Source organism: Blastomonas sp. AAP25, from assembly GCF_001295965.1.
Classification (GTDB): domain Bacteria; phylum Pseudomonadota; class Alphaproteobacteria; order Sphingomonadales; family Sphingomonadaceae; genus Blastomonas; species Blastomonas fulva.
The window spans coordinates 236,716-259,392 of record NZ_LJHP01000008.1; the positions used below are offsets into that span (position 1 = coordinate 236,716).

Here is a 22,677-nt window from a genome sequence, read left to right on the forward strand (position 1 = left end):
ATGGCGCTCAGCATGACAAAGATCGCGTTCGGCGCGCAGAGCGCAGCATCGCTGCGGCAGTGGCTGGAAAGCCACGCCCCGGTGGGCGAGGCGCGGCTTACCACGCGCTACATGCCCAAGCGCCACGAGGAGATGGCGGGCGGTTCGCTCTACTGGATCTTCAACAAGGCGATCATCGGCCGCAGCCCGTTGCTGGGCTTCATGGACAACGGCCAGGGACGCTACTGGATCAGGGTCGAGCCAAAGCTGATCGCAGTCCAATCCATCCCCCGCCGCGCGCACCAGGGCTGGCGCTATCTCGAACCCGCCGATGCGCCCGCAGACCTGGGCGAGGGGATGGACGCCGCCGACCTGATGCCCGCAGAGATGCTGGGCGAACTGGCCAGATTGGGGCTGGTTTAGGGTTCGGCTGGCATACCGGTCTCGAACCTCGTCATCCTGAACTTGTTTCAGGACCCAACCCTCCTCCCGCTCTTGCCACACCAGGACGCACCATGGGTCCTGAAACAAGTTCAGGATGACGGAAAAAGCACGGGTGAACTAGGCCAATGCCTTCTCCCGCACCTTGCGGATCACGTTGACGAAGGTTTCGGCCTCCTGTGCGCCGGGGACCAGATACTTGCCGTCGAAGATGATCGCGGGAACGCCACTGATGCCCTGTTCGATCCAGTGGTCGAGATGCGCGCGGACTTCGGCTTCGTTGTCGGGATCGTTGAGCACAGCGCGCCCCTCATCAGAATCGAGGCCGATGTCCGCGACCACGTCGAGCAGCACCTCTTCATCGCTGATATCGCGGTTGTCCTGGAAATACGCCGCGAACAGCGCCAGCTTGAGCCGTGTCTGCGCCTCGCAGCCTTGCGTGTCGCCCGCCCAGGTGAGCAATTGGTGCGCCTTGAAGGTGTTGTAGATCCGCATGCCAGGGGCATGGTTGAACTCAAAACCCAGCCGCTCGCCGGTTTCCTTCAGCCGCGATCGGTTGGCTGCGCTCTGCTCTGCACTGGCGCCGTACTTGCGCGCGACATGCTCGGAAATCGCTTCGCCCTCGGGTGCCATCTTCGGGTTAAGCTCGAACGGGTGCCAGGTGATCTCGGGTAGGACCTCGTCGCCGACGATATCGAGCGCCTTTTGCAGCTGCTTGTAGCCGATGATGCACCATGGGCAGACCACGTCTGACACGATATCGATCTTGAGCGGATGGGCGGTCATTGTCGGTCTCCGGTAGTTGAACTGTCGGCGCGCCCCGGCAAAGCGCAGCATATCGCGTTTTGCCGGGGCTGTCAGCCTGTGGTGACCATCAACGCGTCGGAACCGGGGTTTCTCCCGAATAATCGTAGAAACCGCGCTTGGTCTTGCGACCCAGCCAGCCGGCCTCGACATATTTGACCAGCAGCGGCGCGGGGCGGAACTTGGGGTCGCCGGTCGAGCTGTGCAGCACCTGGGTGATGCTGAGGCACGTATCCAGCCCGATGAAATCGGCAAGCGTCAGCGGGCCCATCGGATGGTTGAGCCCGAGTTGCACCGCGGCGTCGATGTCCTCGATCGTCGCCACGCCCTCGCCTAGCGCGAAGCACGCTTCGTTGAGCATCGGCAGCAGGATGCGGTTGACGATGAAGCCCGGCGCGTCATTGGCCTGCACCACCCGCTTGCCGATCCGCTCTGCGTACGCGCGGACGAAATCGACCGTCGCATCTGAAGTGGCAAGCCCGCGGATCAGCTCGATCAGCCCCATGACGGGCACCGGGTTGAAGAAGTGCACCCCAACAAATCGCGACGCATCCGTAGTGGCGGCGGCCATGCGGGTGATCGGGATCGATGAGGTGTTGCTCGCCAGGATCGCATCTGCGGCCAGCACCTTGCCGACATTCTCGAAGATCGTGCGCTTGATGTCCTCGCGCTCGGTCGCCGCCTCGATGATCAGGCCTGCCTCGGCCATCTTGGTATAATCGCCCACCGGCTCGATCCGTGCCAGCGCCGCGTCGGCGTCGGCAGCATCCATTTTGCCCTTTTCGACCGCACGCGCCAGCTGCTTGGCGATGCCAGCCTTGCCCTTTTGCGCGAGCTCCACCGACACGTCGGAGAGGAAAACATGATAGCCTGCCTGCGCACTGACCTGTGCGATGCCCGCGCCCATCTGGCCCGCGCCGATAACTGCCATTTTGTCCATAAGTGCCTCTTTCTGGTGCCGCTGGAATAGGATAGGCCCGCCGCATAACCGATGATTCCGTCTCTGGCTAGGATCGAGAAAAGCCCATGCTGATGCCCGCCCTGCTCATCGCCGCGACGGTTGCCGCCGCGCCCGCGGATCAGACCCCCGGCGAGGTCAAGACCTTCAAGGACTGGTACGTCGCCTGCGACAATGTGTGGTCCTGCGAGGCGGGAACGCTGGCGGAAGAAGGCGGCGAATTCACCACCGCGATGGCGGTGCGCATCCGGCGCGAAGGCGGACCCGACGCGCCCTTCCGTATCGAATTGAGCCCGCCCGAGGAAATGGCGACCGGCCCGGCACGGCTGAAGATCGACGCGCGCCCGCCGCTCAGCGGCACGCAGGACACCGAAGGCGACACTTGGTTGGACGAAGCGCAGTCGCTCGCGATCGCCCGCACGCTCGCCAATGGCACCAAGGCAGCGCTGATGCTGTCGGATGGCAAGTCGGTGGCATTGTCGCTCGCCGGATCATCGGCGGCGCTGCGCTATATCGATGCGGTGCAACAACGCGCGGGCACGCTCGGCGCGATCATCGCCACCGGCACCAGGCCTGACACCGCCCTGCCCCCTGCGCTGCCGCAGCTGACAGCGCGCGCCGCCTCGAAGCTTACCGAGCTTCCCGACCTCAAGCGATACCCTGAGATCATCGCCGAAACCGGGTGCGAATACCGGATGGAGGGGGTGGAAGACACGGTGCACCCGCTCGGCCAGCGCGGCGGGCTGGACATGGCGCTGGTGCTGATCGCCTGCGATTCGGGTGCATACAATTTCGGATCGGCAGTCATGGTCGCCACCCGTCCGATGGAAGACCCCAATGCGGGATGGGAATTTGCCCCGGCCAAGTTCGACAGCCCCACCGGCTGGGGCGGCGATGATCAGGTGCCGCAGGTGGTCAACGCCGATTTCACGCCAGAGACCGGTACGCTTTATGACCGCGCGAAGGGTCGCGGCATCGGCGATTGCGGCGTCGCCAGCAGCTATGTCTGGGATGGAGACATGTTCCGCCTCAGCGAAAAGCACGAAATGGGCGAGTGCCGCGGCGTGTGGGAATGGCCGCGGGTGTGGACGGCCGAGGTTTCGGTAGTGCGCTGACCGGGCTCAGAGCGTGCGCGTCATGCACATGCTGAACGGGTCATCGGTATAGTCGGCAAAGGGCGGACACCGCTCGAAGCCGTGCTTGCGGTACAATGCGTGCGCTGGGTGGAAGGGCTCTGGGAGGCCGGTTTCGAGGCTAAGCCGCGAATAGCCGCGCGCGCGCGCCTCGGCGATCAGATGCACCAGCATGGCCTCGCCCAAGCCGCGCCGCAGGAATGCAGGATCGGTTCGCATCGACTTGAGCTCGCCATGGCGGGCATCGATCTGCTTGAGCGCGCCGCACCCTGCGAGCTGCCCATCGACGCGCAGCGCGTAGAAGGTCACATCGCCCGCGCGCAGCCGTTCGACCGGAAAGGCATGCACCGAGCAGATCGGCGAATGCAGCTGCATCTGGTCGAGATGATAGCGCAGCAATGCGACGATATCCTCCCCGCTCAGATCATCCTGTTCGATCGTGATCGTCTGATCCATGCCTGCCTTCCCCTTGCAGCGGAACCTTTGCCCCGGTGAGACATTGCGACAGCACAGCTGCGGTTTCCACTCAAAGTTTGCGTGACCGTCCAAAGGTCTTTAATCGCCCGGCCTTGTCGTTCGCCTTGGACCAAGGGAGCTGAATATGCGCCTGATCCTGTTGCTTGGAGCCCTGTTGATGTCGTCTGCCGCCCCCGCCTCCGCCAAGCCCGAAACCACCGCAGAGCCGGGCTGGTCGCTGGTCATCCATGGCGGCGCCGGAATTCTCGAACGCTCGCGTGTCTCGCCCGAGACCGACGCCGCGGTGCGCAGAGCGCTCGACAAGGCGCTCGAGGCCGGATCGGCGGTGCTGCAGAGCGGCGGCGCAGCCCTGGACGCGGTACAGGCGGCGATCCTGGTGCTGGAAGACGACCCCAATTTCAACGCCGGGCACGGCGCGGTGTTCACCTATGAAGGCACCAACGAGCTCGACGCCGCGGTCATGCAGGGTATCGATCGCAAGGCCGGCGCAATCGCGCGCGCGCATCACACCCGCAACCCCATACTGCTGGCGCGCAAGGTAATGGAGGAAAGCCCGCACGTGCTGCTTTCGGGCGAAGGCGCGGACCGCTTCTCCAGGGAACAGGGGCTCGAGCAGGTCGACAACGCCTATTTCGGCACGCCCGAGCGCAAGCGCCAGCTGGAGGAGCTCAAGGCCAAGAAGGTCGGCTGGTTCGATGTCGATCTGAAATACGGGACCGTCGGCGCAGTCGCGCGCGATGCGCAGGGCCATGTCGCAGCGGGCACCTCGACCGGGGGCCTGACCGGCAAGCGCTATGGCCGCATCGGCGATTCCCCGCTGATCGGCGCTGGCACCTATGCCGATGACCGCGCGTGTGCGATCTCCGCCACGGGCGCGGGCGAATTCTTCATCCGCGTCGGCGTGGCGCACGAAATCTGCACCCGCATCCGGATGAAGGCCGAAGCGCGTGCAGAATTCCTGACGCAGGAAGCCGAGCGCGGCGGCACCCGGCTCGACGGAGCGGCACAGGCCAGGCTGATCGCGGCAGCGCTCACCGCCGAGGAGGTGCAGGCCATCGCCGATGCGGTGATCGGCGAAATGGGCGCGCTGGGCGGTTCGGGCGGGATCATCTACCTCACCCCCTGGGGCCATCAGGGCTACAGCTTCGACACCCCGGGCATGTACCGCGGCATGGCGAGCAGCGACGGAAGCAGGAGCGTCGCGATCTACGGCGACGAATAAGGGTCAGCTGCGCGGCTTGCCGGTCTTGGCCAGCCTGGCCTTCTCCCGCGTGATGAACTCTTCCATCTTGGCCTCCATCACCGGCAGCGGCACCGAGCCCAGGTTGAGGAAGGTGTCGTGGAACGGCCGCTGGTCGAACCCGGCGCCAAGCTCCGCCTCGGCCTTGGCGCGCATCTTGCGCAGCGCAAGCTCACCCAGCTTGTAGGCGAGCGCCTGCGCGGGCCAGGAGATATAGCGGTCGACCTCGGTCTCGACATCGCGCTGCGCCAGCGCGGTATGGCCCGCCAGATAGTCGATCGCCTTCTGCCGGCTCCAGCCCTGGGTGTGGATGCCGGTATCGATCACCAGCCGCACCGCGCGCCACATCTCGAAGGTCTGGCGGCCGAATTCCTCATAAGGCGTTTCGTACAACCCCAGCTTTGTCCCCAGCCATTCGGTGTACAGCCCCCAGCCCTCGCCATAGCCCGAGAAATAGGTCTGGCGACGGAAGTCGGGGCGATCTGGCGCCTCAAGCGCGACTGCCGCCTGAAAGCTGTGCCCCGGGATGCACTCGTGCAGCGTCAGTGCGGTCAGGTTGTACAGCGGGCGCGAGGGCAGATCATAAGTGTTGAAAAGGCAGCTATCCAGCCCGCCGCGCCCCGATGTATAGATCGGCGCGATGACATCGGGCACCGGCAGGATGGTGAAGCGGTAGCGCGGCAGGAAATTGAACGTTTCCTTGAGCTTGCCGTCCATGCGCTTGGTCACATAAGCCGCGTAGGACAGCAGCTCGCGCGGGGTCTTGGCGTAGAATTGCGGATCGGTGCGCATGAACTGCAGGAACTCGGGGAACGTGCCCTTGAACCCCGTCTCGCGCATCGTCTTCTGCATGTCGGCATCGATCCGCGCGACCTCCTTGAGGCCGATGTCGTGGATCTCGTCCGGGGTCAGGTCGAGCGTGGTGTAGAGCTTGATCTGGTCCTGATAGAAGGCCTTGCCATCGGGCAGCGAGTACGCGTCGATCTGCGTGCGCGCCTTGGGCATATACTCGCCCCGCATGAAGGTCAGCAGCTTGGCATAAGCGGGTGCGACCGATGTCTCGATTGCTTTCAGCGCATCGGCGCGCAGTCTTGCCTGCTGCGCCGCCGGGATGCTCTCGGGCATCGTGCGGAAGGCATCGTAGAACGGGTTCGCCTCGCCGGTGACGGAATAGGCCTCGATCGTCGCATCGCGCCCCTCGATGGCGACCCGCGGCACGGTGTAGCCTCGCGCCAGGCCCGCGCGCATGTTGACGATATTCTCGTCGAAATAGCGCGGAATGTCATTCATTCGCCCCAGATAGCGGCGATAGCTGGCGGCGTTGGGAAAGCCCTGGCGCGGGTTCAGCCCACCCCAGAAGAAGGTGTCGCTGTTGAACGGCGCCTCATAGGTCTTGTGCTCGATGCTGTTGGCATTCTCCCACACGGACTGGCGAAAGACCGCGGCGTTGACCTGCTCTTCGGGCGAGAGCTGGTCCATCGTGATCATATCGAGCTGGCGCAGCACATCGGTCCAATAAGCCAGCCGACGCGCCTGCGCCTCGGCGGTGACATCGCCCAGGCTGTCGCCCTGGATCCAGCGACCGCCCTCCTTCACCCGCGCATATTCGGCCTGCCGCCACTCCCATTCGGCATCGTAGAGCGCGCGCAGCGTGGCATCCATGGGGCCCGGCGCGCTCTTCGTCTCGACAACCGGGGCAGCGGGCGCGGGATCGTCCTGCGCAAACGCAGGCGCGGCCTGGATGGCCGCAGCGCCCATCAGAAACGAAGCGAGAAGACGTGATGCGCGCATAATCGAGGACCCCGGATGGCAGTGTTCTGGTGCGCCGCATTAGACGCAGGACGGGGTCGCAGGGTCAAGGGGCTCGGCGTAGCCATCGTATACAAATCAGCGCAAATAGCTGTTTTAATGAGACTATAGGTACTGTCTCATCGTCACCCCCGCACACGCGGGGGTCCCGCTTCGTTTTTGTGGCAGCGTCAAAGCGGGATTCCCGCCTTGGCGGGAATGACGGGTCAGGCCTCGCGCTTCTTGAGCAATGCCGAGCGAAGGCAACGGCAGACGACCTCATTTCGTTGATTGATCAGCTCATGCGTGAACGTCACGATCCCGGCATTGGGGCGCGACTTGGATTCCTTGAGCTCGGTCACTTCGCTGGTCGCGCGCATGGTATCACCGATGAACACGGGCTTGGGCATGACGAGCTTGTCGTACCCCAGATTGGCGACCAGCATGCCCAAGGTCGTATCGCCCACCGACAGCCCGATCATCAGCGCGAAGGTGAAGGTGCCGTTGACAAGGATCTGCCCGAATTCGCTCGCCTTGGCCGCCTCGACATCGAGATGCAGCGGCTGCGGATTGTGCGTCATCGTGGTGAACAGCAGATTGTCGGTCTCGGTCACCGTCCGGCGGATCTCATGCTCAATCCGGTCACCGACCTGCCACTCATCGAAATATCTGCCTGCCATCTTGGTTCCTTTACCCCTCAAACCCCTCTCCCTGCAAGGGAGAGGGTTGCGAAGACTTATGAGCGAAGCGAATTAGTCGAAGCTGGGAGAGGGGGCAGCAACGGTAGAATGATAGATGGCCCATAGGCCACTCACCCTCTTCCAACTTCGCCTAGCCTCGCTGCGCTCAGCAAGGCTGCGTATCCTTCTCCCGTCAAGGGAGAAGGCTTTGCGCGCGCATCACTCCGCCGCCGCCTCGATGCGCACCAGCAAAGCGTCGACCTGCACCTGCGCACCCTCGCTGGCGTTCAATTCCGCCACCACGCCATCGAACGGCGCGACCAGCGAATGCTCCATCTTCATCGCCTCGAGCGTCAGCAATTTCTGCCCCTTGGTGACCGACTGGCCTGCGGTCACATCCACCGCGATGACCTTGCCCGGCATGGGCGAAAGGATCGAACCGCTCCCCGCCGCCGCATGACCGGATCCGCGGGCAGCGATATCGAACGCATAGGCTGTCCCGTCCGCAAAGAGGATCGCCTGGTCGCCCTGGATATGCCCAGTGACAACCGCAGCATCGGTGTTTTCGGGCAGGTAATAGTCGGCGGCATCGTCTCCGACGGACACGATCTGGTCGCCGATCATCGCGACATCGACTGTTCGGGTTTCACCGCCGCTTGCCAACGTGACGCGATGCACGGGCACAGCGTTCAAACGGAAGCCAGCATTGTGCACAGGCTCGGTGCTGTCGTGCACCAATCTCGCCGCCACCTCGAACAGGGCATCCTCGGGCTCGCTGGGCGGGATCAGCGCGTCGCCAGCCTTGGCGATGAAACCGGTATCCAGATCGGCCTCGACAAAGCTGTCCGACCACAAGGCGCGCACCAGAAAGCCCGCATTGGTCCTCACGGGCCAGACTTCGGTCTCGCTGACGGCATGCGCCAGCGCGGATATGGCATCGCTGCGGGTTTCGCCATGGCAAACGATCTTGGCGATCATCGGGTCATAAAAGGGCGAGACCGCCCCGCCCTGCTCGACCCCGGTCTCGACACGGTCTGCCTCACCGAACACCAGGTGCTCCAGCCGTCCCGTGCTCGGCAGAAACCCCTTCGCCGGATCTTCCGCATACAGCCGCGCTTCCATTGCCCAGCCGTTGATGCTGAGCTCCTCCTGCCTGAGCGGGATCGGCTCGCCGCTCGCAACACGCAGCTGCCATTCGACGAGGTCGACCCCGGTGATCTCCTCGGTCACCGGATGCTCGACCTGCAGCCGCGTGTTCATTTCCATGAACCAGATGCGGTCGGCGCGCAGCCCATCGGAGCCATCGGCGATGAACTCGATGGTGCCTGCGCCTTCATAATCCACCGCCTTGGCCGCGCGCACCGCCGCGCCGCACACCGCCTCGCGCGTCGCTGCGTCCATGCCGGGCGCGGGCGCTTCCTCGATCACCTTCTGGTGGCGGCGCTGCAGCGAGCAATCGCGCTCGAACAGATGGACGACATTGCCATGGCTATCGCCGAACACCTGCACCTCGATATGGCGCGGGCTTTCGATCCATTTCTCGAGCAGCACGACATCGTTGCCGAAACTCGCCGCCGCCTCGCGCTTGCAGCTGATCAGCGCATCGGCGAAATCCGCGGGCGCATCGACCTTGCGCATCCCCTTGCCGCCACCACCCGCAACCGCCTTGATGAGCACCGGATAGCCGATCGCAGCGGCCTGCTCGGCGAGGAAATCGGGGTCCTGATTGTCACCCAGATAGCCCGGCGTGGTCGGAACGCCCGCGGCGTCCATCAGCTTCTTGGCCGCATCTTTCAGCCCCATCGCGCGGATCGAATCCGGCTTCGGCCCGACCCAGATCAGGCCCGCATCGATCACGGCCTGAGCAAACTCGGCGTTCTCCGAGAGGAAACCGTAACCGGGGTGGATCGCCTCCGCGCCGGTTTGCTTGGCCGCGGCGATGATCTTCTCACCCACCAGATAGCTCTCGCGCGCCGGCGAAGGCCCGATATGCACCGCTTCATCGGCCGAACGCACATGCAGCGCCTTGGCGTCGGCGTCTGAGTACACCGCGACCGTGCGGACACCCATGGCCCGCGCGGTGCGGATGATCCGGCAGGCGATTTCGCCACGGTTGGCGATGAGGAGGGATTTCAGCATGGAGCGCAACCTTCTACGTCACCCTGAACTTGTCTCAGGGCCCATTTCGCGGCATTTTCGAGGAGATGATCGACCGCCAACCGTGCGTGTATATCCTGGCCAGCGCACCCTATGGCACGCTGTACATCGGCGTGACGTCCAACCTGCTTGGCCGTCTCTACGAGCACCGCACGAGCGAGATCAAGGGCTTCACCTCGCGCTACCATGTCCATCGCCTGATGCGCTTCGAGCTGTTCGACACCATGGAAGGCGCGATCGAGCGGGAAAAGCAGCTCAAGCGCTGGCATCGACAGTGCAAGATAAACCTGATCGAGACCGACAACCCGCATTGGGTCGATCTGGCGGTACCGCTGGGCTTCGATCCCGTCCCACCGCGCGGCAGGCGGAATGGGCCCTGAAACAAGTTCAGGGTGACTGATTTGGCTGCCCACCACCCCCATCACATCCGGAAAACCCCAAACCGGGGCCCCTCCTCCACCGGCGCGTTGAGGCATGCCGCGAACGCCAGCCCAAGGACGTCCCTCGTCTGCGCGGGGTCGATGATGCCGTCGTCCCACAGCCGCGAGGTGGCGTGGTAGGGGCTTCCCTGCGCCTCATAGTCATCACGGATCGGCTGCTTGAAAGCTTCGGCCTGCTCAGGGGTCCAGCTGTCTGCATCGCGGTGCACCGTTGCCAGCACCGACGCTGCCTGCTCGCCGCCCATCACGCTGATGCGCGAGTTGGGCCAGCTGAACAGGAAGCGGGGCGAGTACGCCCGCCCGCACATGCCGTAATTGCCCGCGCCGAAGCTGCCGCCGATCAGCACGGTGACCTTGGGCACGCTCGCGGTGGCGACCGCGGTCACCAGCTTGGCGCCATGCTTGGCAATGCCTTCGGCCTCATACTTGCCACCAACCATGAAGCCGGAGATGTTCTGCAGGAACAGCAGGGGAATGCGCCGCTGGCAGGCGAGTTCGATGAAATGCGCGCCCTTGACCGCGCTTTCGCTGAACAGCACGCCGTTGTTGGCGAGGATCGCGACCGGCATTCCCCAGATATGCGCGAAACCGCATACCAGCGAACTGCCATACAGCGCCTTGAACTCGTGGAACTCGCTGCCGTCGACGATCCGCGCGATGACCTCGTGCACGTCATACGGCGCGCGGACATCCGAGGGGATGATGCCGTACAGCTCCTCCGCGTCGAACTTCGGCGGACGCGGATCGCGGATGTCGATGTTGACCTTCGGGATCGGGCCCAGATGCGAGACGATGTCGCGCACGATCGTCAGCGCATGTTCGTCATTCTCGGCAACATGATCGACCACGCCCGATTTGCGCCCGTGCAGATCGCCGCCGCCCAGATCCTCGGCGCTGATTTCCTCGCCCGTCGCCGCTTTTACCAAAGGCGGCCCGGCGAGGAAGATCGTGCCCTGATTGCGCACGATCACGCTTTCGTCGGACATCGCGGGGACGTACGCTCCGCCTGCGGTGCAGCTGCCCATCACGCAGGCGATCTGCGGGATGCCCTTGGCGGACATGTTCGCCTGGTTGAAGAAGATGCGGCCGAAATGGTCGCGGTCGGGGAAGACCTCGGCCTGGTGCGGCAGGTTGGCGCCGCCCGAGTCCACCAGGTAGATGCACGGCAGCCGGTTGGCCTCGGCAATCTCCTGCGCGCGCAGGTGCTTCTTCACCGTCATCGGGTAATAGGTGCCGCCTTTGACGGTGGCATCGTTGCACACGATCATGCACTGGCGACCCGAGACGCGGCCGATGCCGGCGATCATCCCTGCGCCGGGAATTTCGCCATCGTACAGGTCACAGGCAGCAAGTTGGCCGATCTCGAGGAACGGCGAGCCTGGGTCGAGCAGCCGCTCGACGCGCTCGCGCGGCAGCAGTTTGCCCCGCGATGTGTGCCGCTCGCGCGACTTGGCGTTGCCGCCCAGTGCGGCCTCGGCAACCTTGCTCCAGAGCTCATCGCGCAGGGTGATATTGTGCGTGAAAGATGCGCGGTAGGTGTCTGAATTGGTGTCGATCTTGGTGTCGAGGGTTGGCGCGGTCATCACCGAGCTCCAATCAGTTCGCGCGCGATCAGGAAGCGGCGGATTTCGTTGGTCCCTGCCCCGATGTCGTACAGCTTCGCGTCGCGCAGGAAGCGTTCGACCGGCCAGTCGGTGGTGTAGCCCGCCCCGCCCAAGGCCTGGATCGCCTCGAGCGAGCATTTGACCGCGTTCTCGCTGGCCAATAAGATCGCACCGGCGGCATCGAACCGCGTCGTCTTGCCCGCATCACAGGCGCGCGCCACGGCATAGACATAGGCGCGTGCGCTGTTCAGCGCGACATACATATCGGCGACCTTGGCCTGCACCATCTGGAATGATCCGATGGGCGATCCGAACTGCTTGCGCTCACGCACATAGGGCAGCACCACATCAAGGCACGCCTGCATGATGCCCAAAGGCCCGGCGGCCAGCACCGCGCGCTCGTAATCAAGGCCCGACATCAGCACACCGACACCGCCGTTGAGCGGCCCCATGATGTTCTCGTCAGGCACGAAGCAATCGTTAAATACCAGCTCTGCCGTGGGGCTGCCGCGCATCCCCATCTTCTGGATCTTCTGGCCTATGCTGAAGCCCGGCATATCCTTTTCGATGATGAACGCGGTGATCCCGCCCGATCCCTCCCCGGTCTTGGCATAGACAATCAGCGTCTCAGCATACGCCGAATTGGTGATCCAGAACTTGGTGCCGTTGAGCCGGTATCCGCCCGCGACTTCGCTGGCCTTGAGCTTCATCGAGACCACGTCCGATCCGGCGCCGACTTCGGACATCGCCAGCGATCCGACATGCTCGCCCGAGATCAGCCCGGGCAGATACTTCGCCTTCTGTTGCGCGTTGCCCCAGCGGCGCAACTGGTTGACGCACAGGTTGGAGTGCGCGCCGTACGACAGCCCCAGCGAAGCGCTCGCGCGGCTGACTTCTTCCATCGCGATGACATGCTCGAGATAGCCCAGCCCCAGCCCGCCGTCTTCCTCGCTCACCGTGATGCCGTGCAGGCCCAGCGCCCCCATTTGCGGCCACAATTCGATCGGGAACCAGTCCTCGGCATCGATCTTCGCGGCGATCGGCGCGATCTTGTCCGCGGCAAAGCGCGCGGTGGTGTCGCGGATCATGTCCGCAGCCTCGCCCAGCGCGAAGTCGAAATCGGGCATCGTGGACATCGCAATGATCCTCTCGTTTATCTGTCGATTGAAGCGGCTTTTAGAGGGGACGGTCAACAAAGGAAAATTGATATTGAAAGGGGTTTATCCTAGACGCTGTCTATGATCGAACGCTACCTGCTGCGCTATTTCCTCGCTGTCGTCGAGCACGGCAATTTCACCCGCGCCGCCGAGAGCTGCAACGTGACCCAACCGACGCTGTCGGTGGGCATCGCGCGGCTGGAAGAGAGCGTGGGCCAGCGCCTGTTCCACCGCACCAACCGCCGCGTCGACCTCACCCCCAATGGCGCGCAGTTCGCCGAGCATGCGCGGCGGATCGAGGCGCAGTTCAATCTGGCCGAACAGGCGATGCAGCAGCGCCAGCCCCAGGCGATCGTGCGGCTCGGGCTGCTCTCCACGCTGCCCAGCCCGGTGGTCGCGGCCATCGCGCAGGCGCTGGGCGAGATCGATGGCCTGCGCACCGAGTTCGTCGAAGGCCGGGCGAGCGAGCTCACCGACCGGCTGGATGCGGCGCGGATCGATCTGGCGGTGACGCTTGAGCCGCAGGGACGCCACCGCGCGCAGTTCCAGCCCGTAGCAACCGAAGGCTACAGCCTCGCTTTGCCCGCCAGCCACCCGCTCGCGGCGCGCACATTGATCGCCGGGCACGAGCTCGCCGACAATGTGATGCTGGTGCGCCGCCATTGCGAGGTGCTCACCGCCACCAGCCAGCACTTCACGGCCAGAGGCGTCCGCCCCTTCTTTGCGGCCCGCTCAAGAAGCGACGACCGCATCCTCGCACTGGTCGCGGCGGGCGTGGGCGTGACGGTGATGCCCGATTGCTTCACCGCACCAGGCGTGGCGCGGGTGCCGATGGAAGACTTTGCGCATACACGAACTTTGGGCGTGCTGATGCGCAAGGCGGACGCGGTGCCCGAGGCAGTGGTCGCACGGGTGGGCGGGGTGTTGGGAGAACGGATTGGTGGGACTTGGTAGGGGAGCATCTGATCCTGTCATGCCAGGCTGCGCGGTTCAAATCCTCTTCGACCGCCTGAAAAGACAGATTCCAACGCAGGTCGTCAGGGATCAACCGAATGGTATCGGCTCACCCCTAAGCCTAGTTCCCTCAAGGCTGCTCGGTAACCGGGGCAACCGTCGGCGTCGACGCCACCGCCTCGGCCGACAGCACCGGCTTGGCGGCGGCCTGGTCGATCGCGGTGATCAGGCGGTTCGTCTCGGTGCAGCCGGCAGTGCAGATTGCCTCGATGCGCACCAGGTTGCGGCGCGCCTTTTCGACTGCGCCGCGCTGGACCATCGCCTCGCCTTGCCCTGCCAGAGCGGCGACATCATTGGGGTCGAGCCTGAGCGCTTCGCGGTAGAAGCGGATCGCCTTGCCGGGCAGGCCTTGTGCGCTCGCGACCTGCGCCAGCGCGATATAGGCGGTGCGGTTGCCGGGATCGACCGCCAGCGCGGCCTCGTACAGTCCGATCGCCTCGTCGAGCTTGCCCGCCTGCTGCACGCTCGAGCCTTCGTCCACCAGCGCCTGCGAGGCGGGGTTTACGGCATAGCGCACCGGCTGGCCGATCCCGGTGCTGGAAACAGTGGCAAGCAGCAGTGACAGCGCGACGGCTGCGGGCGTGAAACGCATGATAGTCTCCCAGGTTGACCGCAAGGCTATCACGACCGGATCGCTCTTGTGAAGAAAAAGCCATCGGTGCCGTCGTGATGCGGCGTCAGGAGCATTCCGGCGGGCTGGTCGGCGGCATCGTGCGATGCGGCCAGCGCGCCATCGGCCCTAACAGGGCGGCCAATGTTCATAGTCTTCAAGGATATATGCCAGCCGGGCTGATCGCACAAGCCGCGCGCGATCTGCCGTGCGCCCTCTTCGGGGAGCAGCGAGCACACCGCATAGACCAGAGCCCCGCCGGGCCGCACCAGCCGCTTTGCGATCTCGATCAGCCGCGCCTGTTCGGCGACCAGTTTGTCGAGCCGCTCGGGGGTGAGCCGCCAGCGAGTCTCGGGGTTTCGCCGCCAGGTGCCCGAGCCGCTGCAGGGCGCATCAACCAGCACCACGTCCGCCTGCCCCTCGAAATGCTCGAGGCTTTCCCATTCGCGCTTGGGGTTGAGCAGCAGCGTCTCGATGCTATCGGACCCGGCGCGCCTGCGCCGGGGCTCCATGGCCGCGAGTCGGTCGCGGCTGGTGTCGGAGGCGATGATCCGCACCCCAGGCAGCATCGCCGAGAGCGCGAGCGTCTTGCCGCCCGCGCCCGCGCACAGATCGATCACCAGCGCCGGGGCATCGTCACCCAGGCACGCCTGGACGATCGCCTGGCTGCCCCAGTCCTGCACATCGACCGCGCCCTGCTGCCAGGGCTCGCTGGCCTCGATCGCGGTGCCGTTGGGCAGCCGCGCCGCACGCGGCAGCGCATCGCTGAAGACTAGCTCGGGCCAGTGTGCGCTGAGCGCCGCCCGGGTTGTACGCGCAGGATCATAGCGCAGATCGAGCGCCGCGCGATCGAGCAAGGCGGCCTTTTCCTTGGCGTCGAACAGCGCGGGCAAGCGCGCCTCGATCCAGCCGGGGATCACGTCGCCGCTTGCAACAGGCTCGTCATCGGCGAGCGCAGCCGGGCCATAGCCGCTGCCGTCGAACAATGCAGCAAGCTCTGCATCCTCGCGCGCCAGCCCCGCCATCGCGGCGCGGCCGTTATCGGGAATCTCGCCGAAGCGCCGCACCGCGCGCCAGGCCAGATCGCGCACCGCACGCCGATCGCCCGATCCCATATAGCGCCGCTCGCGGAAGAAATTACGCGCCAGGGTGTCTGCGCTCGCCCCCTGCCCGCGCGCTGCGGCCAGGATCGCATCGACCAGATCGATCGCCGCCTGGACGCGGGCCGAGGGCGTCATGCGCGGTTACCGGGTCGGGTAATTGGGAGCCTCCCGGGTGATCGACACGTCGTGGACATGGCTTTCGCGAAGCCCCGCATTGGTGATCCGCACGAACTCGGCATTGCGGCGCAGCGATTCGATGGTGGGCGATCCGGTATAGCCCATTGCCGCCTTGATGCCGCCGACCAGCTGATGGACGACATCGCGCGCCGGGCCCTTGAAGGGCACCTGGCCCTCGATGCCCTCGGGGACGAGCTTGAGCTGATCCTTGATGTCCTGCTGGAAGTAGCGGTCGGCGCTGCCGCGCGCCATCGCGCCGACGCTGCCCATTCCGCGATAGCTCTTGTAGGCACGGCCCTGGTACAGGAACGTTTCTCCCGGCGCTTCCTCGGTACCCGCGAGCATCGACCCGATCATGATGGTCGATGCGCCCGCAGCCAGCGCCTTGGCGGCATCGCCCGAGGTGCGCAGGCCGCCATCGCCGATCACCGGGATGCCCGACTTGTCGGCTTCCTCGGCCGATTCCATGATCGCCGACAGCTGCGGCACGCCCACGCCCGCGACCACGCGGGTGGTGCAGATCGATCCCGGGCCGATACCCACCTTGATGCCGTCTGCGCCCGCATCGATCAGCGCGCGGGTGGCGCCGGCGGTCGCGACATTGCCCGCGATCACCTGCACCTTGCTCGAATACTTCTTGATCGCCTCGACCGCGACCGCGACCATCTTGGAGTGGCCATGCGCGGTATCGACCACGATGACGTCGCACTCGGCATCGATCAGCGCCTTGCTGCGCTCGAAGCCAGCCTCGCCCACGGTGGAGGCGGCGGCGACGCGCAGGCGGCCTGCGGCATCCTTGGTCGCATCGGGGTTCATCACCGCCTTTTCGATGTCCTTGACCGTGATCAGCCCGATGCAGTGATAGTTGTTGTCGACCACCAGCAGCTTTTCGATCCGGCGCTGGTGCAGCAGGCGGCGCGCATCCTCCTGGCCGACATCGGCGGGAACGGTGGCCAGATTCTCCGAGGTCATCAGCTCGCGCACCGGCTGGTTGGGGTTCTCGGCAAAGCGCACGTCGCGGTTGGTGAGGATGCCGGCGAGACGGCCCGATTCCTCGACGACGGGGATGCCCGAGATCGAGTGCAGCCGCATAAGCGCCTGCGCTTCGGCGAGCGGCGCATCGGGGGTAATGGTGATGGGATTGACCACCATGCCGCTTTCGAAGCGCTTGACCTGGCGGACCGCCGCGAGCTGCTCCTCGATGCTGAGGTTGCGGTGGAGCACGCCGATGCCGCCCAGCTGCGCCATCACGATCGCCATGCGCGCCTCGGTCACGGTGTCCATGGCCGAGGACAGCACCGGGATGTTCAGCCGGATCGATTTGGTCAGGTACGTCGCGGTATCGGCCTGGCTGGGCACGATTTCCGATGCCGCAGGGCGCAGCAGGACATCATCAAAGGTAAGGCCGAGGGGGATGTCCATGCGGAATGCCACTTTCTTGATCCGAATCTGGTTTCTGGTGGCGGCCCATGTAACCAAGCTGCGCGTCAATCGCCAGTGGGTGCGGGGTTATATTTCGCTTCATCGGCAAAATGCCGCACCAGATCGACGTGCAGATTGGCATCGTCCGCTGCTCCTCCCAACGGCGTGGCATCGGTCAGCTCGTCGTCGGGCTGGTGATAGACGGTGGTGAGGAACGCCTGGAGCAGCGCCATGTCGGAGAACGAGCCGCCCGCCATGATCGACTTGACCCCCTTGGCGGCGAGCGCCCAGCCATCCTGGCGGCGGATGAAGGCATTGGCTTCGGTGTCCGAATCGACGGTGCGTCCGGCGGCGATGGCTACCTGATCGACGATTTCGTCCAGCCCGTTCTCGCCGCGCCCGACCAGGGCCACCGGAGCGCCCTTGGGCGCGATCGCCACGGTGTCGATGTTGAGCGCGACCAGGATCTGGTCGAGCGGTACCACCGGATTGTCGGCGAAATGATAGGCGCCCAGCAGGCCGCGCTCCTCGGCGGTGGTGCCCATGAAATACACGTCGCGGTCGAGCGGCGCACCGGCCCCGGCGCTGCGCGCGAGGCGTTCTGCCACGGTAAGCAGCACCGCCATGCCGCTGGCATTGTCCACCGCGCCATTGCAGATGCGGTCCTCGGCCTCCTCGCTGCGGCAGATGCCGAAGTGATCCCAGTGCCCCAGCACGATCACCGCGCCCGATCCCGGCCGTGCGCCCGGCAGCTTGCCGATGACGTTGTGGCTGGCGAACGCGCGCACCAGCGCGCTGGTGGCAAGGTCGAGCGTGACCGGCAAAATGATCGGCGCAAACGCCGCATCCTGCGCGCTGGCGATCGCATCGTCGGGCGAAAGGCGGGCGGCACGCATCAGCGCCTGGGTCACGTCGCCGCGCAGCACGCCGCCGATCTTCGCGCCCTTGTCGTCGCTGGCCAGCCGCATCGATCCGTTGGCGAGCTGCGCGCGCAAAGCACCCCAGGACGCGCCTTCGGGTGCGGTGATCAGCACCGCTGCAGCGCCGGCATCCGCCAGCATCTTCTGGCGATCGCGCAGGTTCGGCAGCTTGGCCGCGCCTGCGAACTTGGGTTCGGCCGACAGCATGAGCACAACGCGCCCCTGAACATCGGCGTTCAGCGTTCCATCGGCCTTCACGCCGAAGCCGACAAACACCGGCTCCCCAGTCACGCGATCGGTGGGGTTGCGGCCCGCCAGCACGACGCCATCCTCCTTGAGCGCGAGCGCCTTGCCGCGCGCCACGGCGCTCACCGCCTGGCCATAGGGCTTGCGCTCGACCAGAGGCACCGGCTGAAACCAGGGCCGTGTGGTATCGTTGGTGCCCGATACCAGCCCGTAGGACGCCCAGGTCTTGGCAAGATAATCGAGCGTTCTGGTTTCCCCCGCGGTCCCCGGCGCACGCCCCTCGAACTCGTCGCTTGCAAGCACCGCGATATGGCTGCGCACCTCGGATTCCGAGATCGGCGCGGGCCGGTCCTGCGCCATGGCGGCAGCAACGGGTGAGGCAACGGCCGCAAGGGCCAGGACGGACAGGGCACAACGCCGGATGCAGGTGATCATGCCATTGTCATGGCGCAAAGCCCGATGCTGGTGCAAGAGAGCGAGCGGCGCATGGCATCCCGCCGCGCCGAAATGCCGAAGGCTGTTGCAAAAATGCCCCGCACCCGGCTCAGCATCTGCGTACGCAAGCGCCGCTTTGCCAGCCAGAGCGATGCGATCGCCGCGGCGCTGGCCGCGGATATCGACCTTCGCCCCTATGTCTGCGACCGGTGCGGGCAATATCATCTCACCAGCCGGTTGAAGGGCAAGCGGCGGCTTGCCCCCTGACGTCGGACACGCCGATCACAAACCGAATTGATTCAGACGCTTGGATATATCGTTTGGCCTAATCGCTGTTCCAGGCCACTGCAATTGCCTGTAAAACAATTGCATGCCACACAACTGTATCAAGTTGAGTGAAGCTGCATTGTGAATGCGTGCTTTGCAATAGGGGCTTATGCCGCACTGCAGTATAGTAAACCCATGGCGATTCGTATTCCTCTTGCGTGTCTTGCTGTCGGCCACAAGCCAGATCGCAAGCGCGCATGGTACGATAACTTGAATTGGCGAAGTAACTGCATGTATTGCAATGCCGCGCTGATCAAGACCCACAATGGCTGGCGTACTTTTGCCGATGCGGATCTCGCGCTGGGGCGTTGCAGCAAGGATGAAGCCAAGCTGCTCAGCCAGGCGGAACTGACGAAATTGCGGACAGGGTCGGACAAGACCACCTGATCGCGGCCGCAACAGCGGCGCTGCGGATAGCGGAAGGTCGAATTTCGGCGAGAACCTGGCAGTTCAGCCCTGCTGCGCGAGCACCTCATAGGCCATCACGGCGCCAGCAACCGCCGCATTCAGGCTGTCGGCCTTGCCCAGCATCGGGATCTTGACCAGAAGATCGCACTCGGCCTCGTACTGCGCAGGCAGGCCCTGCGCCTCGTTGCCGATCAGCAGGAAGGTGGGGCTGGCATAGGCCGCGCCGCGATAGTCGTGGGTCGTGTTGAGGCTTGTGCCGACCAGCTGGCCCGGCCCGGCGCGCAGCCAGGTGAGGAAATCGCTCCAGTCGGCCTGCGCCAGCGGCACGGTGAACACCGCGCCCATGCTCGCACGCACCGCCTCGACCGAAAACGGATCGACGCACTGGTCGACCAGGATCAACCCGCCCGCCCCCACCGCATCGCAGGTGCGCAGCATGGTGCCGAGGTTACCCGGATCGCGCATCGCCTGCGACACCAGCCAGATGCCCGACCGGTTGCGGTCGAGTGCTGCCAGCGAGGTCGGCAGGTCCGCAAACACGCCCAGCACCGTCTGCGGGTTGTCCTTGCCCGATATCTTGGAGAGAATGTCGGTGGTGGTCTCGTAGATCGTACCGCCGCTGTCCGCCACCGCGCGCTCGAGCGCGTCTACCAGCGGGTGCGGATCACGATGCTGGCCCAACCACAGGGCTTCAGGCACGATCCCCGCCTCGCGCGCTTCGGTGAGCAGGCGCAACCCCTCGGCAAGGAAACGCTCCTCGCGCCTGCGGTGCTTCTTCTCGCGCAGCGCGCGCGCTGCCTTGACCGCAGGGTTGGAAAAGCCGGTGATCGGCAGGCGGGAGATGGTCATGGCGTTTCGGACCCGGGGGCGCAGCGGGCCATCAGTCCTCGCCGAAGCCATCCATCACCAGCCCGACCAGCTTCTTGAGCGCGGCGTCCGCACCCTCGCCCTCGACACTGATGGTGATGCTGTCGCCGCGTGCCGCACCCAGCATCATCAGCCCCATGATCGAGCTGCCGGTAACGATATTGTCATCCTTGGCGACATGCACCTGCACCGTATCGGGCAGGCGCGCCACGGCGGTGACGAACTTGGCGCTGGCGCGGGCGTGAAGCCCCCGCACATTGGTGATCGTCACCGTCTGCTGGATCATTGCGCGCTTTCCTGCCCCAGCAGGTCAGAGGCGACGCTGATATACTTCTGCCCGGCATCGCGAGCGGCCGCCACCGCGTCGCGCACGTTCATCGATCGGCGCGCGCCTTCCAGCCGGATCAGCATCGGCAGGTTGACGCCGGCGATCACCTCGACCCGGCCTGCATCGAGCAGCGAGATCGCGAGGTTCGAGGGCGTGCCGCCAAACAGGTCGGTGAGCACGATGACTCCCTTGCCGGTGTCCACCTTGGCAATGGCGCTGGCGATGTCCGCACGACGCTGTTCCATGTCATCGTTCGGGCCGATGGCGATGGTTTCAATGCTTTGCTGTTTGCCGACCACATGCTCCATCGCGACCAGAAACTCCTGCGCGAGCCGTCCATGGGTGACGAGAATAAGACCAATCATAGGGGATGCTTGTACCAATGTGCCTGTATCTGAGCCAAATTACTTGGTTCTTGAGAATATCTCTGCCTGACCCTGCGTCGTCTGCTTCAGCTCTCCCTGCCCTCTTGTGCCGCCATCATTCGGGCGGCTGCACGGGGCTTCCTTCTATGGCATCGACGGGTCTTGACGTCAGGTTGCGATGCTGGACAGTGGGACAAAACCCCGCTTCTTGCAAGCGTTTGGTTATCTGCTCGGCAACGAACACCGACCGGTGTCTCCCCCCGGTACAGCCGATGGCAATGTGAACATAGGCCTTGGCCCCGGCCTGATAATGGGGCAGCAGATAGCTCAGGAGATCGACGATCCGGTCCACCGCGCCCTGATAGGCGGGGTCCTCCATCACGAACGCGCCAACCGGCGCATCCAGCCCGGTGAGCGGGCGCAGGTCCCTGTCCCAGTGCGGATTGCGCAGGAAGCGCATGTCGAACACCAGATCGGCGCTCGGCGGCATTCCGCGGGCAAAGCCGAAGCTGGTGACGATCACGCTGGTGGGGGATTTTTCGAGCGAAAACCGGCGGCGCACCTCCTGCTGCAGCTCGGACAGCGGCATGTCGGTGGTGTCGATGACGTTTTCCGACCAGCGACGCAGCGGCTGCAGCCATTCGCGCTCCTCGGCGATCCCTGCCTCGGCCGAACGGTCCTGCGCCAGCGGATGGCGCCTGCGGGTCTCGGCGTAGCGCCGCTGCAGTTCGCGGCCCGCGCAATCGAGAAACAGCGTGCTCACCGCATATTCGGGGTGCTCTTCCAGCTCGCGTACCTGCCGCACGATCGAGGCGGGATCGAAGCCGCGCGTGCGCGCGTCGAACCCGATGGCGAGCGGACGCCCCTGATCGGGGCGCCGTGCCGATTGCGGCGTATCGATCAGCAGCGGCAGCAGCCGGATGGGGAAGTTGTCGATCGCCTCCCAGCCCAGATCCTCGAGCGTCTTGAGCGCGGTGGTCTTGCCCGCGCCCGAAAGGCCGGTGACCAGCATGATGCGCTGGGGCACGGGATCGGACGTGGAACCCGCGCCCTCGTCAGTGCTGGAATCGATCATGTCGCCACCCCTGGTGCGGAGGGAATGCTGCCGCAGCTCTGCGCCAGACCTAGCCCTTCAAGCCATAGGCATGCAACGCCATTTCCGCCTTGATCGGCAGCACATGGCTGTCGGGAGTGAGCAGGATCTGCGGGATCGCGACCCCCAGGATCACCCGCTGCTCGCAGCGCTCGATCCAGCGCGGCGCTACGCGGTTGAGCTCGATCAGCAGCGCCACCGGGCATTCCGGTCCCGGCTGCATCGGCATCAGTCCCAGGTTGCGCACCTCTATCTGTCCGGCGATGTTCTGCGCAGGCGATGCGATCAGCCGGCCGTCATCGCCGCAGCGCAGCGTGACGTGATCATCGCTGATCAGCCGCGCGCCACGATAGATCAGCGCCAGCGCCAGTTCCGACTTGCCGATCCCCGATTCGCCGCTGATCAGCAGCGCCACCCCGCCAATGCTGACACAGCTTGCCGGATAGGTGCAGTGCCCTGCTGGCTGCATCATTGTCCTCCCCCTTGCCCGCCTTATCCCGCGCC

Annotated in this window: 24 protein-coding genes; 7 read left to right on the forward strand and 17 right to left on the reverse strand. The window is 65.0% G+C overall.

The window, feature by feature from the left end; genetic code table 11:
- Positions 1–402 carry a DUF1489 family protein gene (locus tag IP68_RS09375; protein ID WP_054134697.1) on the forward strand — a complete coding sequence of 134 codons (402 nt, stop codon included), beginning with the start codon at positions 1–3 and terminating at the stop codon, positions 400–402.
- A gap of 138 nt (positions 403–540) precedes the next feature.
- Here the strand turns inward: IP68_RS09375 and IP68_RS09380 are convergent, their stop codons facing one another.
- Entirely contained in the window at positions 541–1,206 is a 666-nt protein-coding gene (locus IP68_RS09380; RefSeq protein WP_054134808.1) for a DsbA family oxidoreductase, read from the reverse strand.
- Positions 1,207–1,294: 88 nt separating this feature from the next.
- Positions 1,295–2,164 (reverse strand): 3-hydroxybutyryl-CoA dehydrogenase, encoded by an 870-nt coding sequence (locus tag IP68_RS09385; protein WP_054134698.1) that lies wholly within the window; start codon positions 2,162–2,164, stop codon positions 1,295–1,297.
- A gap of 86 nt (positions 2,165–2,250) precedes the next feature.
- Between IP68_RS09385 and IP68_RS09390 the strand changes: the two genes are divergently transcribed.
- Positions 2,251–3,297, forward strand: a complete 1,047-nt coding sequence (locus tag IP68_RS09390; protein ID WP_054134699.1) for a DUF1176 domain-containing protein — start codon at positions 2,251–2,253, stop codon at positions 3,295–3,297.
- 6 nt (positions 3,298–3,303) lie between these two features.
- Here the strand turns inward: IP68_RS09390 and IP68_RS09395 are convergent, their stop codons facing one another.
- Positions 3,304–3,771, reverse strand: coding sequence for a GNAT family N-acetyltransferase (locus IP68_RS09395; protein ID WP_054134700.1), 468 nt, complete (start codon positions 3,769–3,771; stop codon positions 3,304–3,306).
- Positions 3,772–3,949: 178 nt separating this feature from the next.
- On the opposite strand from IP68_RS09395, the gene IP68_RS09400 reads away from it, so the two are divergent.
- Positions 3,950–5,014 (forward strand): isoaspartyl peptidase/L-asparaginase family protein, encoded by a 1,065-nt coding sequence (locus tag IP68_RS09400; protein WP_054134809.1) that lies wholly within the window; start codon positions 3,950–3,952, stop codon positions 5,012–5,014.
- 3 nt (positions 5,015–5,017) lie between these two features.
- Here IP68_RS09400 and IP68_RS09405 read toward each other — a convergent pair whose 3' ends face one another.
- From IP68_RS09405 to IP68_RS09415, 3 genes are all read right to left on the reverse strand, one after another.
- Positions 5,018–6,823: a DUF885 family protein gene (locus tag IP68_RS09405; protein ID WP_054134701.1), complete on the reverse strand. Its 1,806-nt coding sequence runs from the start codon at positions 6,821–6,823 to the stop codon at positions 5,018–5,020.
- Between the two features lie 224 nt (positions 6,824–7,047).
- Positions 7,048–7,500 (reverse strand): MaoC family dehydratase, encoded by a 453-nt coding sequence (locus IP68_RS09410; protein ID WP_054134702.1) that lies wholly within the window; start codon positions 7,498–7,500, stop codon positions 7,048–7,050.
- A gap of 219 nt (positions 7,501–7,719) precedes the next feature.
- Positions 7,720–9,639: an acetyl/propionyl/methylcrotonyl-CoA carboxylase subunit alpha gene (locus IP68_RS09415; RefSeq protein WP_054134703.1), complete on the reverse strand. Its 1,920-nt coding sequence runs from the start codon at positions 9,637–9,639 to the stop codon at positions 7,720–7,722.
- Between the two features lie 65 nt (positions 9,640–9,704).
- Here IP68_RS09415 and IP68_RS09420 point away from each other — a divergent pair, with 65 nt between their 5' ends.
- Positions 9,705–10,037 carry a GIY-YIG nuclease family protein gene (locus IP68_RS09420; protein WP_054134704.1) on the forward strand — a complete coding sequence of 111 codons (333 nt, stop codon included), beginning with the start codon at positions 9,705–9,707 and terminating at the stop codon, positions 10,035–10,037.
- 41 nt (positions 10,038–10,078) lie between these two features.
- On the opposite strand, the gene IP68_RS09425 is transcribed toward IP68_RS09420, so the two are convergent.
- The gene (locus IP68_RS09425; RefSeq protein WP_054134705.1) at positions 10,079–11,680 is read right to left on the reverse strand and encodes a carboxyl transferase domain-containing protein; all 1,602 of its coding nucleotides are present in this window, start codon (positions 11,678–11,680) and stop codon (positions 10,079–10,081) included.
- Entirely contained in the window at positions 11,680–12,837 is a 1,158-nt protein-coding gene (locus IP68_RS09430; RefSeq protein WP_054134706.1) for an isovaleryl-CoA dehydrogenase, read from the reverse strand. The genes IP68_RS09425 and IP68_RS09430 overlap by 1 nt, the downstream gene beginning before the upstream one ends.
- Before the next feature lie 102 nt (positions 12,838–12,939).
- Between IP68_RS09430 and IP68_RS09435 the strand changes: the two genes are divergently transcribed.
- The gene (locus tag IP68_RS09435) at positions 12,940–13,812 is read left to right on the forward strand and encodes a LysR family transcriptional regulator (protein ID WP_054134707.1); all 873 of its coding nucleotides are present in this window, start codon (positions 12,940–12,942) and stop codon (positions 13,810–13,812) included.
- A gap of 130 nt (positions 13,813–13,942) precedes the next feature.
- On the opposite strand, the gene IP68_RS09440 is transcribed toward IP68_RS09435, so the two are convergent.
- The 4 genes from IP68_RS09440 to IP68_RS09455 form a co-directional block, all read right to left on the reverse strand.
- Positions 13,943–14,464 carry a tetratricopeptide repeat protein gene (locus tag IP68_RS09440; RefSeq protein ID WP_054134708.1) on the reverse strand — a complete coding sequence of 174 codons (522 nt, stop codon included), beginning with the start codon at positions 14,462–14,464 and terminating at the stop codon, positions 13,943–13,945.
- Positions 14,465–14,493: 29 nt separating this feature from the next.
- Positions 14,494–15,720 carry an RsmB/NOP family class I SAM-dependent RNA methyltransferase gene (locus tag IP68_RS09445; RefSeq protein ID WP_054134709.1) on the reverse strand — a complete coding sequence of 409 codons (1,227 nt, stop codon included), beginning with the start codon at positions 15,718–15,720 and terminating at the stop codon, positions 14,494–14,496.
- A 6-nt stretch (positions 15,721–15,726) separates the two neighbouring features.
- On the reverse strand, positions 15,727–17,184 hold the full coding sequence (gene guaB / locus IP68_RS09450) for an IMP dehydrogenase (RefSeq protein ID WP_054134710.1): 1,458 nt from the start codon (positions 17,182–17,184) through the stop codon (positions 15,727–15,729).
- Between the two features lie 65 nt (positions 17,185–17,249).
- On the reverse strand, positions 17,250–18,785 hold the full coding sequence (locus IP68_RS09455) for a M28 family peptidase (RefSeq protein WP_054134711.1): 1,536 nt from the start codon (positions 18,783–18,785) through the stop codon (positions 17,250–17,252).
- Positions 18,786–18,878: 93 nt separating this feature from the next.
- Here IP68_RS09455 and IP68_RS20465 point away from each other — a divergent pair, with 93 nt between their 5' ends.
- The gene (locus tag IP68_RS20465; protein WP_197275763.1) at positions 18,879–19,052 is read left to right on the forward strand and encodes a hypothetical protein; all 174 of its coding nucleotides are present in this window, start codon (positions 18,879–18,881) and stop codon (positions 19,050–19,052) included.
- Between the two features lie 195 nt (positions 19,053–19,247).
- Positions 19,248–19,499: a hypothetical protein gene (locus tag IP68_RS20185; protein ID WP_156318014.1), complete on the forward strand. Its 252-nt coding sequence runs from the start codon at positions 19,248–19,250 to the stop codon at positions 19,497–19,499.
- A 63-nt stretch (positions 19,500–19,562) separates the two neighbouring features.
- On the opposite strand, the gene IP68_RS09465 is transcribed toward IP68_RS20185, so the two are convergent.
- The 5 genes from IP68_RS09465 to IP68_RS09485 all read right to left on the reverse strand — a co-directional run bounded on the left by IP68_RS09465 (position 19,563) and on the right by IP68_RS09485 (position 22,645).
- A complete protein-coding gene (locus IP68_RS09465; RefSeq protein ID WP_054134713.1) occupies positions 19,563–20,369 on the reverse strand; it encodes an RNA methyltransferase in 807 nt (268 codons plus the stop codon).
- 31 nt (positions 20,370–20,400) lie between these two features.
- Positions 20,401–20,673 (reverse strand): HPr family phosphocarrier protein, encoded by a 273-nt coding sequence (locus tag IP68_RS09470; protein ID WP_054134714.1) that lies wholly within the window; start codon positions 20,671–20,673, stop codon positions 20,401–20,403.
- Positions 20,670–21,080 (reverse strand): PTS sugar transporter subunit IIA, encoded by a 411-nt coding sequence (locus IP68_RS09475; protein WP_054134715.1) that lies wholly within the window; start codon positions 21,078–21,080, stop codon positions 20,670–20,672. The genes IP68_RS09470 and IP68_RS09475 overlap by 4 nt, the downstream gene beginning before the upstream one ends.
- Positions 21,081–21,195: 115 nt before the next feature.
- The gene (rapZ, locus tag IP68_RS09480) at positions 21,196–22,155 is read right to left on the reverse strand and encodes an RNase adapter RapZ (RefSeq protein ID WP_054134716.1); all 960 of its coding nucleotides are present in this window, start codon (positions 22,153–22,155) and stop codon (positions 21,196–21,198) included.
- Between the two features lie 49 nt (positions 22,156–22,204).
- Positions 22,205–22,645, reverse strand: a complete 441-nt coding sequence (locus IP68_RS09485) for an HPr kinase/phosphorylase (protein WP_231683865.1) — start codon at positions 22,643–22,645, stop codon at positions 22,205–22,207.
- Positions 22,646–22,677: the final 32 nt, after the last annotated feature.